Annotated in this window: 13 protein-coding genes and 1 pseudogene; 6 read left to right on the top strand and 8 right to left on the bottom strand. The window is 71.8% G+C overall.

Features of this window, described 5'->3' with window-relative positions; genetic code table 11:
* Together ACZ5XS_RS23295 and ACZ5XS_RS23290 are read left to right on the top strand one after the other, a co-directional pair.
* Positions 1-426 (top strand): annotated as a pseudogene (locus ACZ5XS_RS23295) (STAS domain-containing protein); the annotation flags it as partial.
* A 31-nt stretch (positions 427-457) separates the two neighbouring features.
* On the top strand, positions 458-1,384 hold the full coding sequence (locus ACZ5XS_RS23290) for an oxidoreductase (RefSeq protein WP_468654191.1): 927 nt from the start codon (positions 458-460) through the stop codon (positions 1,382-1,384).
* 95 nt (positions 1,385-1,479) lie between these two features.
* Here the strand turns inward: ACZ5XS_RS23290 and ACZ5XS_RS23285 are convergent, their stop codons facing one another.
* The 8 genes from ACZ5XS_RS23285 to ACZ5XS_RS23250 all read right to left on the bottom strand — a co-directional run bounded on the left by ACZ5XS_RS23285 (position 1,480) and on the right by ACZ5XS_RS23250 (position 10,749).
* Complete coding sequence (locus ACZ5XS_RS23285) at positions 1,480-2,250, bottom strand: SDR family NAD(P)-dependent oxidoreductase (protein WP_468654189.1); 771 nt, start codon at positions 2,248-2,250, stop codon at positions 1,480-1,482.
* An 87-nt stretch (positions 2,251-2,337) separates the two neighbouring features.
* On the bottom strand, positions 2,338-2,919 hold the full coding sequence (locus tag ACZ5XS_RS23280) for a TetR/AcrR family transcriptional regulator (RefSeq protein WP_468654188.1): 582 nt from the start codon (positions 2,917-2,919) through the stop codon (positions 2,338-2,340).
* Between the two features lie 45 nt (positions 2,920-2,964).
* Complete coding sequence (gene nirD, locus ACZ5XS_RS23275) at positions 2,965-3,315, bottom strand: nitrite reductase small subunit NirD (RefSeq protein WP_468654186.1); 351 nt, start codon at positions 3,313-3,315, stop codon at positions 2,965-2,967.
* Complete coding sequence (gene nirB, locus ACZ5XS_RS23270) at positions 3,312-5,918, bottom strand: nitrite reductase large subunit NirB (protein WP_468654184.1); 2,607 nt, start codon at positions 5,916-5,918, stop codon at positions 3,312-3,314. Before nirB ends, nirD begins: the two co-directional genes overlap by 4 nt.
* On the bottom strand, positions 5,918-7,132 hold the full coding sequence (locus ACZ5XS_RS23265; protein WP_468654182.1) for an NAD(P)/FAD-dependent oxidoreductase: 1,215 nt from the start codon (positions 7,130-7,132) through the stop codon (positions 5,918-5,920). Before ACZ5XS_RS23265 ends, nirB begins: the two co-directional genes overlap by 1 nt.
* Positions 7,133-7,723: 591 nt before the next feature.
* Entirely contained in the window at positions 7,724-8,350 is a 627-nt protein-coding gene (locus ACZ5XS_RS23260; RefSeq protein ID WP_468654180.1) for a class F sortase, read from the bottom strand.
* Between the two features lie 116 nt (positions 8,351-8,466).
* The gene (locus tag ACZ5XS_RS23255; protein WP_468654178.1) at positions 8,467-9,006 is read right to left on the bottom strand and encodes a hypothetical protein; all 540 of its coding nucleotides are present in this window, start codon (positions 9,004-9,006) and stop codon (positions 8,467-8,469) included.
* A gap of 369 nt (positions 9,007-9,375) precedes the next feature.
* A complete protein-coding gene (locus ACZ5XS_RS23250; protein ID WP_468654176.1) occupies positions 9,376-10,749 on the bottom strand; it encodes a glycoside hydrolase family protein in 1,374 nt (457 codons plus the stop codon).
* A gap of 181 nt (positions 10,750-10,930) precedes the next feature.
* On the opposite strand from ACZ5XS_RS23250, the gene ACZ5XS_RS23245 reads away from it, so the two are divergent.
* The 4 genes from ACZ5XS_RS23245 (at position 10,931) to ACZ5XS_RS23230 (ending at position 15,315) form a co-directional block, all read left to right on the top strand.
* Positions 10,931-11,950, top strand: a complete 1,020-nt coding sequence (locus tag ACZ5XS_RS23245; protein WP_468654174.1) for a LacI family DNA-binding transcriptional regulator — start codon at positions 10,931-10,933, stop codon at positions 11,948-11,950.
* A 92-nt stretch (positions 11,951-12,042) separates the two neighbouring features.
* Positions 12,043-13,386 carry an ABC transporter substrate-binding protein gene (locus ACZ5XS_RS23240; RefSeq protein WP_468654173.1) on the top strand — a complete coding sequence of 448 codons (1,344 nt, stop codon included), beginning with the start codon at positions 12,043-12,045 and terminating at the stop codon, positions 13,384-13,386.
* A 64-nt stretch (positions 13,387-13,450) separates the two neighbouring features.
* Entirely contained in the window at positions 13,451-14,458 is a 1,008-nt protein-coding gene (locus tag ACZ5XS_RS23235; RefSeq protein WP_468654171.1) for a carbohydrate ABC transporter permease, read from the top strand.
* A gap of 2 nt (positions 14,459-14,460) precedes the next feature.
* Complete coding sequence (locus ACZ5XS_RS23230; protein WP_468654169.1) at positions 14,461-15,315, top strand: carbohydrate ABC transporter permease; 855 nt, start codon at positions 14,461-14,463, stop codon at positions 15,313-15,315.
* Positions 15,316-15,384 lie beyond the last annotated feature (69 nt).

The following is a 15,384-nucleotide window of genomic DNA, read 5'->3' as shown; positions in this document are numbered from 1 at the left end:
GGCACCGGTGCGGGAGTGCTGGCCGCGCTCAGGATGTCGCAGACCGTGATCCGGCAGCACGTCGAGGAGGACACCGCCAAGGTCGTCATGGCCGGGAACGCGACCTTCCTGCGGCTGCCGAAGGTCATCGAGGCGCTGGAGGCCGCGGCGGCCTCGGGCAGGCCCCGGATCCGCCTCGACCTGACCGGCGTGACCCATCTGGACCATGCCTGCCGCAACCAGGTGGAGGAGTTCACGGCCCAGCAGCGGGGGAACGGCGTACGGGTGGAGTTGCTGATGCCGGGACCGGCGAAGCCGGTGCCCGCCGAGGCCGAACCCGACCTGCCTGCGGCCGACGTCACGCCCGGCCCCGGTGCCGAGTGGTTCTATCTGGACACGCGGCCTGTCCCGGACGATTACCTGGAGCGCCGCCCGCTCGTAGGCTGAACCCCACCTGCCAGCGGAGGGAGGGTCGGCCATGGCCGGCTGGACCGAGAAGGACATCCCCGATCAGCGCGGCCGTGTCGCCGTGGTCACCGGGTCCAACAGCGGCATCGGATATGCCGCCGCGCGGGAGCTGGCGCGCCGGGGCGCCCGGGTGGTGCTGGCCTGCCGGAGCGAGGCACGCGGCACCGACGCCGGGGACCGGATCGCCACCGGAGTGCCGGGCGCGGAGGTGGAGTTCGCGCGGCTCGATCTCGGGGACCTCGCCTCGGTACGGCAGTTCGCGGCCGCCTTCCCGTACGACCGGCTCGACCTGCTCGTCAACAACGCGGGCGTGATGGCGCTGCCGTACGGGACGACCGCGGACGGGTTCGAGACGCAGTTCGGCGTGAACCACCTCGGGCACTTCGCGCTCACCGGACTGCTGCTGCCCGCGCTGCTCGCCACGCCGGGTGCGCGCGTCGTGACCGTCTCCAGCATGATGCACTCGATGGCCAACATCGACATCAACGACCTCAACAGCGAGCGCCGGTACCGGCGTTGGATCGCCTACGCCCGCTCCAAGACAGCCAACCTGCTCTTCACGCACGAGCTGGCGCGCAGGCTGGCGGCCCACGGCGCGGACGTCGTCGCGGCGGCGGCGCACCCCGGCTACGCCGCCACCAACCTCCAGACCGCGGGTCCCCGGATGTCCGGCCGCAAGGCCGGCGAGCGGTTCATGGAGATCGGCAACCGCTTCTTCGCCCAGTCAGCCGAGGCGGGCGCGCTGCCCACCCTGTACGCCGCGACCGCGCCCGACGTCCCCCCGGACTCCTTCACCGGCCCGCACTGGGCGATGTGGCGCGGGAGTCCGGGCTCGTCCTGGCGGGCATCGTGGACGTGCAACGACGCGGCGGGGGAGCGGCTGTGGGCCGCCTCGGAGAAGCTGACGGGGGTGACGTACGACCGGCTGAAGGTGTGACGGGCGTTCCGACCTCGCGGCGGTCGGTCCTTCGGCCGGTCAGGCCACCGTCACCTGGCAGACGGGGCCGAGCGCCGGCATCCGGCGCCGGTACTTCAGGCCGTCGCCCCGCTGTCCACCACCAGGTCCGTGCCCACCGTCGAGGCGGCGGCGTCCGAGGCCAGGTGGAGGACGGCGGCGGCCACTTCCTCCGTGGCGGAGATACGGCCGAGCGGGACGGCCTGCCTCATCCGCTCGGCGCGGTCGGCCTCCGTCTCGCCGGGGAGCAGGGACATGGAGGTGTCGACGGCGCCGGGGCTGACCGCGTTGATGCGGACGCCGTCGCGGATGTGGTCGAGGGCGGCGCCCCTGGTGAGGACGGAGACAGCGGCCTTGGAGGCGGCGTAGGCGGCGGCTCCGGGGTGGCGGGTGTGGACGCCGAAGCTGGAGGCGATGTTGACGATCGCGCCGCCGGCCGGCTGGGTGCGCATCTGGCGGATCTCGGCCCGGAGGGCGAGGAACACGCCGGTGACGTTGGTGTCGAGCTGGGTGTGCCAGTCCTCCTCGGACAGGTCGGCCAGCGGGGCTCCGCCGCGGAAGACGCCCGCGTTGTTGACCGCCACGTCGAGCGAGCCGAAGTGCTCCACGGCGGCGGCCACCAGGGCCTGGGCGTCGGCGGCGCGGGAGACGTCCGCGGTGACGGCCAGCGCCTTGCCGCCCCTCGCCTCGATCAGGGTCACCGTCTCGTCGAGCGGCTCCTGCCGCCGCCCCGCCACGACGAGGTTCGCGCCCTCGGCGGCGAAGGCGAGGGCGACGGCCCGCCCGATGCCGGAGCCGGCGCCGGTGACGAGGGCGGTCCTGCCGGTGAAGCGAGCGATGGTGGTCATGATCTCCCTTTTTTCTTGACCGATCGATCCAGTATGAAGCGGTGAGAAAGGGCCCTCGGCGAGGGCCCGTGTCGGGTGGGTCGGCCTTCAGTCGAGCAGCGCCAGCGCCTGTTCCGCCGCCTCGCGCACCCGCGCGGGGTCCGACGACGCCTTGCCGACGACCTTGAGGCCCTGCGTCAGCACCAGCAGCATGCGGGCGAGCGCGCGCGGATCCCGGCCCTCCGGCAGCTCGCCCTGGGCCTGCGCGCGGACCAGGGCCGTGTGCAGCACGGTCTCCAGGCCGTCCCAGTTGCGCTCGACCTGTCGGGCGGCGACCGGGTCGTGCGGGGCGAGTTCCGCCGCGGTGTTGGTGATGAAACAGCCACCCCGACGCAGTTCCTCGGCGGCGGCCTCGTGCGCGTAACGCCGCACGACAGCGCGGACCGCAGGCAGTACGGGGCCCGGCTGGGACAGCTCCCGCAGCAGGTCCGGGAGCTGCTCCTGGTAGCGCTGGAGTGCCTTCAGGTACAGCTCGTGCTTGTTGCCGAAGGTGGCGTAGATGCTGGCGCGTCCGATGCCCAGGTGCTCGACCAGGTCGGACATCGACGTCGCCTCGAAGCCGCGCCGCCAGAACAGCTCGAGAGCTGCCTGCAGCGCGGCTTCGGGATCGAACTCCTTGGTCCTGGCCACGTCAGGAGCCTAGATGTAGTTGGAACGATCAGTCAAGAAAGTCGCTTACGAGGTCCGTACCTCGTACGTCGAGATCCGCACCGCCTCGTCGTCCAGGCACTGCCCCGACTCCAGGTCGAACCGCTGCTTCAGCAGGGGTGAGGCGACGAAGGGCCGGCCCCGCAGCGCCCCGAGCAGGCCGCGGGAGAGGACCGCCGCACCGCTGAACGGGTCGCGGTTGTCGATGGCGTAGAGGGAGCCGGCGCGGTCGCGGAAGAGGGCGACCTGGCCGCCGTCGGGCAGCAGTGCCGCCACTCCGCGGCCCGGCAGCAGCACGCTCAGGTCGCAGACCGTGAACCAGTTGTCGGCCAGCTTCAGTTGGATCTTCAGGTCGGTCGTCTCGGGTGCCAGTGTCATCGCTGGGCACTTCCTTCCAGGACGTCTGCCGGGTTCTCACTGGGGCGCATGCCGATGGACAGCAGCGGCAGGTCGGGCTTGATCTGGTCGCGCTCGGGGACGAAGCCGACGACCGGGTCGGGGGTGTCGGGCGCGTTCACGAAGGAGACGAACCGGGACAGCTTCTCGGGGTCGTTGATGGTCGTCGCCCACTCGTCGGCGTAGTGCGCCACGTGGTCCGTCATCAGGGACTCCAGCTCCTCGCAGATGCCGAGGGAGTCCTCCACCACCACGTCCCGCACGTGGTCCAGGCCGCCCGGGATCCGCTCCAGCCAGGTGGAGGTGCGCTCCAGGCGGTCGGCGGTGCGGATGTAGAACATCAGGAAGCGGTCGATCAGGCGGATCAGCCCGTCGTCGTCAAGGTCCTGCGCGAGCAGGTCCGCGTGGCGCGGGGTGGCGCCGCCGTTGCCGCCGACGTAGAGGTTCCAGCCGTTGGAGGTGGCGATGATGCCGAAGTCCTTCGACTGGGCCTCGGCGCACTCGCGGGCGCAGCCCGACACCGCCGACTTCAGCTTGTGCGGGGACCTCAGGCCCCGGTAGCGCAGCTCCAGGTCGATCGCCATGCGGACGGAGTCCTGGACGCCGTAGCGGCACCAGGTCTGGCCGACGCAGGACTTCACCGTGCGCAGGGACTTGCCGTAGGCGTGGCCGGACTCGAAGCCGGCGTCGACCAGCCGGGTCCAGATCAGCGGCAGCTGCTCGACGCGGGCGCCGAACATGTCGATCCGCTGACCGCCGGTGATCTTCGTGTAGAGGCCGAAGTCGCGGGCGATCTCGCCGATGACGATGAGGCCCTCGGGGGTGATCTCGCCGCCGGGGATGCGGGGGACGACCGAGTACGAGCCGTTCTTCTGCAGGTTGGCGAGGAAGTGGTCGTTGGTCTCCTGCAGCGCGGCCTGCTCGCCGTCGAGGACGTAGCCGCTCGCGCCGATGGTCGGGGCGAGGGAGGCGATGATCGAGCCGACCGCCGGCTTGCAGATGTCGCAGCCGTCGCCGCCCCGGGCGTCCTCGCGGCCGTAGCGGTCCAGGAGGTCCTGGTAGGTGTTGATGCGCAGGGCGAGGACGATCTCGTACAGCTCCTCGCGGGTCTGCGAGAAGCAGCCGCACAGGCCCTTGTCGACCTCGACGCCGTTGGCCTCCAGCTCGGCGGTGACCAGCTGGCCGAGGACCTTGACGCAGGAGCCGCAGCCGGTACCGGCCTTGGTGCACTTCTTGACCTCGGGCACGGTCGTGCACTGGTGGTCGGTGACGGCCCCGCGGATGGTGCCCTTCGACACGTTGTGGCAGGAACAGATGACCGCCTCGTCCGGCAGCGCGGACGGGCCGAGCTGGACGCTCTCACCGGAGCCGGCGGGCAGGACCAGCGACTCGGGGGAGACCGGCGGGACCGACCCGGTGAACGCGCGCAGCGTGCCGTACGCCTCCGCGTCGCCGACCAGGATGCCGCCGAGCAGCGTGCCGTCGCGGCCGATGACCAGCTTCTTGTACAGGCCCGAGCGGGAGTCGGAGTAGACGACGTCCAGGCAGTCCTCGGTCGCGCCGTGCGCGTCGCCGAAGGACGCCACGTCCACGCCGAGCAGCTTCAGCTTGGTGGACAGGTCGGCGCCGGTGAACTCCGCCTCGTCCTCGGCGATCGTCGCGGCCACGGTCTCGGCCTGCTCGTAGCCGGGGGCGACCAGGCCGTACACCCGGCCGTCGGAGGCCAGCGCGCACTCGCCGATCGCGAACACGTGCGGGTCGCTCACCGTGCGGCACTGCTCGTCGACGCTGATGCCGCCGCGCTCGCCGACCGTCAGACCGCAGTCGCGGGCCAGCTGGTCGCGGGGGCGGACACCGGCGGAGAACACCACCAGGTCGGTGGCGAGTTCGGAGCCGTCGGACAGCTTCATGCCGGTGACCGCGCCGGACTCGTCGACCACGATCTCCTGGGTGCCCACGCCCGTGTGGACGGACAGGCCCATGTCCTCGATGGTGCGCAGCAGCGCGGCGCCGCCGCCCTCGTCGACCTGGACCGGCATCAGGCGGGGGGCGAACTCCACGATGTGGGAGGTGAGACCGAGGCCCTTCAGCGCACCGGCCGCCTCCAGCCCGAGGAGACCGCCGCCGACCACCGCACCCGTCGTCCGCGTCTTGGCGTACTCCTCGATGGCGAGCAGGTCCTCGATGGTGCGGTAGACGAAGCAGCCCTCGGCGTCCTTGTTCGGGACCGGCGGGACGAAGGGGTACGAGCCGGTGGCGAGGACCAGGACGTCGTAGTCGACGGTCAGTCCGGAGCGGGCCGTCACCCTCTTCGAGGTGCGGTCGACCGTCTCGGCGGGGTCACCGACGTGCAGCTCGATGCCGTGGTCGGCGATGAACCGCATGTCCGTCATCGAGAGTTCCTCGGGCGTCTTGCCCGAGAAGTACGAGGTGAGCTGCACGCGGTCGTACGCAGGACGCGGCTCCTCGCACAGCACGACCACGCGGTGCGTGGCGGTCAGGCCGCGCTCGGCGAGCGCTTCGAGGAAGCGCTGGCCGACCATGCCATGGCCGACGAGCACGATCGTGGGGGTGTCCGTGGACATCAGGAGCCTCCATCATTGGTGAGCAGGTGGAGCAGGGGGCCGCCGTCGGACGGGAGCGGCTCTGCTCCCTCCCAGGCGCGCGCGAGCGCGCCGACGGTGCCGAGTTCGCCGACGAGGACCCCGCCGACCAGGCGGTCGTCGCGGACGACGACCTTGCGGTAGGTGCCTCGGGTGGCGTCGGCGAGCTGGACCACGTCATCGCCGGGAAGGGCCTCCGTCTCGCCGAACGCGGCGAGGTCGAAGGCGGTCTGCCCGGCGAGGGTGAGCCGGGTCAGCGAGCGGGTGCCGGTGTAGCGGGCGTGCGCCCGGCCGGCCAGCGACTCGGCGAGCACGTCGGCCTGCTCGAGCGCCGGGGTGGCCAGTCCGTAGACCGTGCCGTCGTGCTGCGCGCAGTCGCCGATCGCCCTGATGTGGGGGTCGGAGGTGCGCAGTTCGTCGTCGACGACGACGCCCTTGCGGACGTCGAGGCCGGAGATCTGGGCGAGGCCCACGCGCGGGTGGACCCCGCAGGCCAGGACCACGAGGTCGGCGTCGAGGGCGTATCCGTCGGACATCTCCACCGAGCGGACCGTGCCGCCGACGCAGCGCACGTCGCGGACCCGGCACTCGGTGTGGATCTCGACGCCGAGGTCGGTGAGGTGCCGCCGGACCAGCTTGGAGGCGGACGGGTCGAGCTGGCGCTCCATGAGCCGCTCGGACTGCTGGGCCAGGACGACCTGGGCGCCGCGCAGGGCGAGCGCGCGGGCCGCGGACACTCCGAGGAGCCCGCCGCCGATGACGACCGCCTTGGTGCCCGGCCGCACCGCCTTGGACAGGCCCAGGCAGTCGTCCATCGTGCGGAAGGCGTGGACGCCCTCGGGCAGCACGTGGTCGGGGCTGAACAGGCCGCGCAGAGGCGGAAGTACGGGGTTGGAGCCGGTGGCCAGGACGAGCGTGCCGTATGCGATCTTCGTGCCGTCCGCACACTCCACGGTCCGTCCGGCCCGGTCGATGCCGGTGACCCGGGCGTGCGTCAGCTCCGCGGGGGCCGGGAGGGCGATCACGTCGGGGCTGTAGCGGCCGGCCAGCACCTCGGCGAGCAGGACCCGGTTGTAGGGCCGGTGCTCCTCCTCGCCGATGAGCGTCACGGGAACGCCGAGCTCACCGAGCCGCCGGGCGAGACGGACGCCCGCGATGCCGGCGCCGATCACCACCACACGCGTATTCGAGGTCATGTCTAGGAGCGTGCGTTGCCGGTGTTACCCGGCCGCATCACGTCTGTTTCCCGCGGGGAACGCTGCCCTCAGCGGGGGCGGTGGAGGGATGTGAGGGTTGGGGGCGGGCGCCGGGGGCGCGCTGTGAGGCGGGGCACGGCGGGAGCGGGCCGGGGCCGGCGGGAGCGTCGGGATCCGTGCAGTCGGCATCGTCTACGACCGGAGGCGGCGCGAGCGGTCAGGGGCCGGGTTTCACCAGCTCACGCCCGGAGGGGCGATGGCCGGCCCGGCCCGGGACATCCTGGTTCGACGGCCCCGGGCCCTCAGCCTGAGGAAGGGCAGCGGCTTCGTCCGCGTGGTGCCGCTGACGGTGGTGTCGCCCTGGTGGCGAAACTGGCGTACGAGCAGTGGGCGGCGTGAGCCGACTCACTGCCGGAACGTCATGTCGACGTGCCAGGTGTCGCCGGACGCGCACGGCTGCCCGTCGCCGGACGTCCGTCGGTCGTGAAGACGCCGTCGACGCCGGCCTTCTCGCCGCCCGCGGACGACGGGAGGATGCCGCACACCTCCGGGACGGTGGTGACCGACTGTCGCGGTGACCGAACCCGTCGATCATCCGGCGCGGCTGCCCGTGAGGTGTGCGAACGCGACGACGTTGCCCTGATAGCCGGTGCTCCGTGAGTAGCCGCCACCGCACGTGATCACCCGCAGCTCCGGCCCCCTGGCCGCCCCGTACACCTTCGCGTCGGGGAACCCCTTCGCGTCGTACACCTCGACCGCGTCCACGGTGAAGACGGCGACGCCTCCGTCACGCCGGTCGACCTCGACGACCGCGCCCTTCTTCAGGGCGCCGAGGCCGTAGAAGACGGCGGGGCCCTCGGCGTTGTCGACGTGGCCCGCGACGATCGCGGTGCCCGCCTCGCCGGGGGTGGTGCCGGCCTCGTACCAGCCGGCGAGGTTCTTCCGCGCGGCGGGCGGGACGTCGAGGCTGCCGGTCGCGGTGAGGCCGAGGCCCGTCAGGGGGGCGTTCACGCTGATCGACGGGATGCGGATCCGGTCGGGCGGGGAGGGCGGCAGCGCGGGCGCGGCGGACCGCTGGGCGCGCGGGTCGACGCGGGCCTCGGCCGCCGACGGCTGCGGCGGGGCGTGTGTCTCGGCGCCGCTGCGCAGCAGCCACGCGCCGGAGCACAGGGCCGCGACGGTGACGGACGCTATCGCGGCGTTGCCGAACCTGGGCATGGCGAAGGCCCCTTCCAGAGGTGCTGGGCCCGCTTCCCCCTCCGGGCCGCGAGGGGCGTCGGACCCGGAGGAGGAGGGGCATGCGGTACCGGCGGACGGACAGCGGAGGGTGTCCGTCAGATCCCGTCGCCTCTCGCCCGGCGATGCAGGAGCCAGGTACCGCCCGCGGCGGCGACGGCGAGAGCCGCCACGCCGGCCGCGGTCTGTACGGGGTCGGGGCCCAGTGCGCCGCCGACCCCCGTCTTCACACTTCCTCGTGGAGCCACCCACTCGCGCGCGGACGTCAGCGTGACGACCAGGTCGCCCGTGACCCGCCGGCCGCTCTCCGCGCACGTCGCGACGACCTCGTACGTCCCCGGCTGTGCGCTCGGCGGCACCTGGAACCGCCCGGTCGCATCGCCCTCGTGCGTGCCGGGCGCCAGCGTGAACGCACCGGCGCCCACCGCGCTGGCGTCGCCCGCCGCCGTCCCGCCGTCCCCGCAGTCCGCGGTGTGCACCGTGATCTGCCCGCCCGGAACGGCGGAGGGCGGGTAGACCTCCAGGCCGCCGGTACTGCCGCCGGTACTGCCGCCGTACGCGGGCCCGGCGCCGAGGCCGGTGACGGCGACGGCGACGGCGAACGCGGTACCGGACAGCAGACGGGCGGTACGTCGCATCGGTGCTCCCTCGGGCTCTGCGGTGTACGTCGGTGGTGGGGTGCTCCTCCGAGGTAAGTGGCACCGAGCCCGGACCGCTTCCTGAGGGTGCGTCAGAAATGGGGTGAATGGGTGTCAGCCGGGGCCCGAATCGAGGGCTGCGGGCGGCATTTCAGCAGGTCATCGGCGCGAGGCGGATGAGCAGCGAAAAGAACCCGAAGAGCGCAGGGCGGGGGTGTGAACGGGTGACCGGGCCGCCGGCCCCACAAGCGGGGCGGGCAGACGGACGGCGGCGGGGCGTAACCGCCGTATGAGCGACGCCGCCGTGGGCTCGGCCCGGTCCCCCGCACAGGCGGCGATGGTGCCGGGGTGCGGGGCTCGGTCGGGCGGCTATCCGCGAGCGGGCTCCCGGGCGTCACCGGGGTGCGGGCCGGGCCAGATGGCCGAGGCGTCGTCACGATGAGGGTCGGGCAGCCGGATCGGGCGGACCGGGATCGTACGGCTGTGTTGCTCGCTCACGGCTGTCCACGGCACGGGACGCCCGGAGTAGCACAGGGCCGTGAGGGCGAAGACGTTGTCGGCGTAGACCTCGACGTATTCACCGACGGTGACGATGCGCAGAGTGCCGGCGGGTTTGGCCAGGACGGTCTCGCCGAGGCGGGTGCCGTCGGGGCCGGTGACCCGGAGGTTCTTGCCGTCGCAGCCCAGCGCCAGGACGGTTAGACCGCTGCCCGCGGTGTCGGTGCGCAGGGTGATGTCGACGCGCCCGGTGATGTCGAGGTCGCCGACGGCGTGCAGGGTGGGGCGGTCCGTCTCCTCGCCGAGCCAGGCGTCCAGACCGGGCCACCATTCCAGGCGGGGTGCCGAATCCTCCGGTACGACCAGGGACTTGGGCTGGGCGAGCATGCCCCGGCAGGGGGCGCCGGTGTCGGTGAGGCCGATCTGACGGGGGGTGGTGTGCAGGACGACACGGGAGCCGTCGGGCGCGGCGATGACGCGAGGGGCGTAGGAGCCGGTCGGCCCGAGGGGGCCGCGCCGGGTCCAGGGGCCCCGCAGGCTCGGGGCGGTCCACGACTCGAACCCGCGGGTCGCGCCGATGGAGCCGAGCAGCAGCCAGCTGCCGTCGTCGAGGCGTTCCAGGACCGGGCACTCCAGCTCGTCGACGTCGCCGGGTGACACGAGCGGCGGCTGGACGGTCCAGTGCTCCAGGTCGTCGGAGGTGGCCCAGGCGACGCAGCCGCTGACCTCCACCGGGAGGGACGTGTCGCTGGCGCAGACGACCATGATCCAGCCGTCCGTCTCGTCGTCGCGTACGACGAAGGGATCGCGCCAGGCCATCTGCTCGCCGGTGCGGTACCAGCGCGGGTCCGCCTCGGCGACCGGCCGGGTGCCGTGGCGCCGCCAGCCGGTGCCGTCGGTGCGGTCGGAGTACGCCAAACCCACGGACTGCAGCGGCCAGTGGCCCGGCGTCAGCCCGCTGACCCCGGTGTAGAACATCGCCATTCCCTCGCCGTGCCGGAACGGGTGCATCGTCCACACCGCCTGCTGGTCGAACCGGCCCGGCAGGCCGACCCCGAAGGCGGTGCCCTGCGGCTGCCAGCCGACCAGGTCGGTGGAGGTGGCCCGGCCGTAGGAGGTCTCCATCCGCAGGTGGTCGAACTCGGTTGTCCAGGGCCCCTGCAGGTGCAACACCGCGTAACTGCCGTCCTCGTCCCGGAGCAGGGCGAAGTCGTTCACGCAGAGGCCGGGCGGGGCGTATCGCATGCGCAGTTCCTGTCGGCTCCCAGCGCCCAAGCGTGTGCGCTGACCTTCGAAAAAAACGAACTCTCCTGAGAATCGGCCCCAGTAAATATGAACGCAAACGCTTGCGCAACAACGAGGTCGGGTTTACGGTCACGTCACCCACAGATCACACCGACGTGAAATCAACGGGAGGAACTGCGCCGTGACGGCCAGCATCAACGACGTCGCCCGGGCGGTCGGCGTCTCCGCGTCCACCGTGTCCCGTGCCCTGCGCGGCCGGCCGGGCGTGTCCGACGAGGTACGGGACCGGATCACGGCCGTCGCCGCCCAGCTCGGCTACACCGCGTCCCGCTCCGCCTCCAGCCTGGCCAGCGGCCGCACCTTCACCATCGGCGTCCTGGTCCCGTACGTGGGCCGCTGGTTCTTCGGCACCGTCTTGGACGCCGCCGAGCGCGAGTTCAGCGCCGCCGGGTACGACGTGCTGCTGTACAACCTCGGCTCGCCGGAGACCCGCAAGCGTTTCTTCGCCGGGCTGCCGGTCCGCAAGCGGGTGGACGCGGTGCTGACGCTCCTCATCCCTGACGAAGAGGAGTCCGCCGCGCTGCGTTCCCTGGGGGTGCCGCTGGCCACCACGGTCGGCGGCACCCGGCCCGGCTTCACCGTCGTCGGCATCGACGACCGGGCCGGCACCGAAAGTGCCGTACGGCATCTGGTCAACCTCGGCCACCGCCGCATCGGCATGATCTCGGGCGCCAGCGGGCCGCTGCACTGGACCACTCCCGTCGAGCGCCGCCAGGCGTACCTGGACGTCCTGGCCGACGCCGGCATCGAGCACGATGCGGCCCTGGAGGCGGACGGCGACTACACCGTCGAGGGCGGCGAGCGGGCCATGACCGAACTGCTGGCCGCTTCCCGCCCGCCGACCGCCGTGTTCGCGCAGTCCGACGAGATGGCGATGGGCGCCCTGCGTGCCCTGCGCCGCCACCGGCTGGGAGTGCCGGAGGACGTGTCCGTCGTCGGCTTCGACGACCACGAACTCGCCGACGTGGTCGGCCTGACGACCGTGGCCCAGCCGGTCGCCGAGCAGGGCGCCGAAGCCGCCCGGCTGCTGCTGCGCCAGCTCGACGAGCCCGACGCCGAGGCGCCGGGCCAGGTCCAGATGCCCATCCGCCTCGTCCTGCGCGAGACCACCGCCCCACCCCGCCCGCGCGGACCGCAGTAACGCCCCCCGACCCTCCACCCTTTGAGCCCCACCCCCCGCTCCGCCATGTGCTCCAGCACCCCGAACCCTCGCCCCAGCACGGAGGCACCACCATGAGCTCGACCAGCCGGAAGTACCGCCGCACAGCCCGGACGGGCCTCGCTCTCGCCCTGCCCCTGGCGGCACTGGCCGCCTGCGGCGGGGGCGGCGGCACCGACGCCTCCGCGGAGGCGGGCAGCGGCAAGGGCACCATCAGCGTCTGGGCCCACCAGGGCCAGAAGAGCGAGGACGCCGCCGTGCAGGCCGCCGTGAAGTCCTTCAACTCCTCGCAGAGCGCCATCAAGGTCGAGCTGAAGCTGATACCCGGCAACGACTACACCAAGACCATCACCGCCACCAGCGCCTCCGAGCTGCCGGACGTGATGGAGTTCGACGGCCCGACGATGGCGAACTTCGTCTACAACAAGAAGCTCGCCCCCATCGACGACTACGTCTCCACCAAGACGCTGGCCAACGCCACCGACGCGATCAAGTCGCAGGGCGAGATCGGCGGCAAGCACTACGGCCTGGGCATGTACGACTCGGGCCTCGGTATCTACGGCAACAAGAAGCTGCTGGACGCGGCCGGCGTGAAGTACCCGACCAGCCTGTCCGACGACTGGACGGCCGAGCAGTTCACCGCCGCGCTCGAGGCGCTGAAGGCCAAGGACTCCGACGGCAAGACGCTCGACATCCAGGAGAACAACGGACTGGCCACCGAGTGGGGCACCTACGGCTTCGCCCCCGTCGTCTGGTCCGCCGGCGGTTCGCTGCTCAAGGACGGCAAGGCCGAAGGCGCCCTCGACACCCCGGCCGTGGCCTCGGCGCTGAAGACCTTCCAGTCCTGGAAGACGTACGTCGACCCCAACACCGACGGCAACGCCCTCGCCAAGGGACGCGTCGCCCTGAGCTGGGTCGGCCACTGGATGTACCCCACCTACAGCCAGGCCCTCGGCGACGACCTCGTCGTCCTGCCGCTGCCCGACTTCGGCAACGGCCCCAAGACCGGCCAGGGCTCCTGGGCCTGGGGCATCGGCGCCGACAGCAAGAACGCCAAGGCCGCCGGCACCTTCATGGACTACCTGCTCAACGACACCAACGTCACCGCGATGACCACGGCCAACGGCGCCCCGCCCGCCACCAGGACGGCCCTCGCCAAGAGCCCCCTGTACAAGGAGGGCGGCCCGCTCCAGCTCTTCGCCGACCAGCTCGCCAAGCCCTGCGGCGACAGCGACATCAGCAAGTCCTGCGTCGCCGTCACCCGCCCGGTGACCGCCGGATACCCCACCATCACCGCCAAGTTCAGCGAGGCCCTCAACTCGGTCTACGGCGGCGCCGACCCCGCCGAGGCCCTGTCCAAGGCCGCCCGTGCCATCGACCAGGACTTCTCCGACAACGCCGGCTACCAGATCCCGTAGGACCATCGGCCGGGGGCGGGCTCGCGCGCGCCGCACCCGCCCCCGCCGGGAACAGGACCCACCCGTGACCTCCGTCGAACCGGCGCACGACGCGCCGCACGCCCGGGAGAAGGCCCCACCCGTGACCGCCGTCAAGCCCGCGCGTCCCGCGCGTCCGGTGCGCTCCGTGCGCAAGAACCGCGACTGGTTGCACGGACTGCTCATGTCCACGCCGGCCGTCGCCGGACTCATCGCCTTCGTCGGCGTTCCGTTCGGCTACGCCGTCGTCCTCTCCTTCTACAACGTCCGCCTGGGCTCCCCGCTGGCACCGTCCTTCTTCGGCCTGGAGCAGTACCGACGGCTGTTCACCGACCCCGACCTGTCCGGCCCCTTCCTGCGGGCCCTGCTCAACAACCTCACGTTCGCCGTGGTCGTCGTACCGGTGCAGACGTTCCTCGCGCTGGGGCTGGCGATCCTGCTCAACCGCAAGCTCAAGGCGATCGGCCTGTTCCGGTCCGTCTTCTTCATGCCGGTCGTCTTCCCGATGGCCCTGGTCGCGGTCATCTGGCGGCTCATCCTCGCCCGCAGCGACCAGGGCATGCTCAACTCCGCGCTGCACACGGTGAGTTTCGGCAGCTGGGGCGCCTTCGACTGGCTCGGCGACTCCGCCACCGCGATGGCCTCGGTCATCGTGCTGTCCATCTGGCAGGGCGTCGGCTTCCAGATGGTCATCCTGCTCGCCGGACTCCAGCAGATACCGGGCGAGCTCTACGAGGCCGCCGAACTCGACCGGGCCGGCCGCTGGCAGCAGTTCCGCCACGTCACCCTGCCCGGCATCCGCGGCACCCTCGTCTTCGTCGTCATGCTCACCTCGGTGCTCTCCTTCCGCGTCTTCGACCAGGTCTACGTCCTCATCCGCGGCGGCGGCCTCAACGAGGACGCCGCCCGCACGGTGATGTACCAGGCCGTCACCACCGCCTTCGACCAGAACAACGTCGGCCAGGCGGCCGCGATCACCGTCGTCTTCTTCCTGATCGTCGTCGCCCTGACCCTCATCCAGCGCCGCGTCGTCCGGCCCGACAACGAGGACTGACCATGAGCACGAACCCGGGCCTCACCCGCATGCCCCTGCGCCGCGTCCTCGACTACGCCGTCCTGTCCGTCCTGGCGTTCATCTTCGCGCTGCCCGTCATCTACCTGCTGATCGGCAGCCTCAAGCCGTCCGACGAAGTGCTGAACGGCCTGTCCGGCTTCCTCCCCACCCACCTGTCCTTCGACAACTACGCCGCGGTCCTCAGCAGCCTCGACTCCGACAGCACCGGCTACTTCTGGCGCTTCATGGGCGTTTCCCTGCTGCTGGCGTTCGTCGTCGTCACGGGCGGCCTGTTCGTCAACTCCATGGCCGCGTACGGGATGTCACGCCTGAAGTGGCGTGGCCGCAACGCCGTGTTCACGCTCGTCCTGCTGCTGATGCTGGTCCCGTTCGAGTCGGTGGCGGTCCCGCTGTTCTACATGTTCAACGGTCAGCGCAACACGCTCTTCATCCAGGCGCTCCCGTTCATCGCCAATGCCTTCTCGGTCTACCAGTTCCACACGTTCTTCCGGTCGATCCCGCCGAGCATCGAGGAAGCCGCCCGCCTGGACGGCGCCGGCCCCTGGCGCACCTTCTTCGCGATCATCGTCCCGATGAGCAAGCCGGCCTTCGCGTCGGTGGCGATCCTGACCTTCCTCACCCAGTGGGGCTCCTTCCTCTGGCCGGTCCTGATGGTCTCCGACCCGTCGGTCCGTCCGCTGCCGCTGGAGATGAGCGTCTTCCAGGCCCAGCTGCCCCCGGACTGGGGTCAGATCCTCGCCTTCGGCGTCCTCCTGGTCCTGCCCGTGCTGATCGTCTTCGTCTTCTTCCAGCGCTGGTTCGTCCAGGGCGTCGCCAGCTCGGCCGTCAAGGGCTGAGTGCCCGGGTCACGTTGGTGAGAGGCGTGGGGCAAGCCCCGGCAACGCGACGGCCGCCCCGGCGAGAGG

This window comes from Streptomyces sp. NPDC033131, from assembly GCF_055578365.1.
Note: the sequence above shows the minus strand (reverse complement) of the source record. Positions and strands in the feature narration are given on the sequence as shown.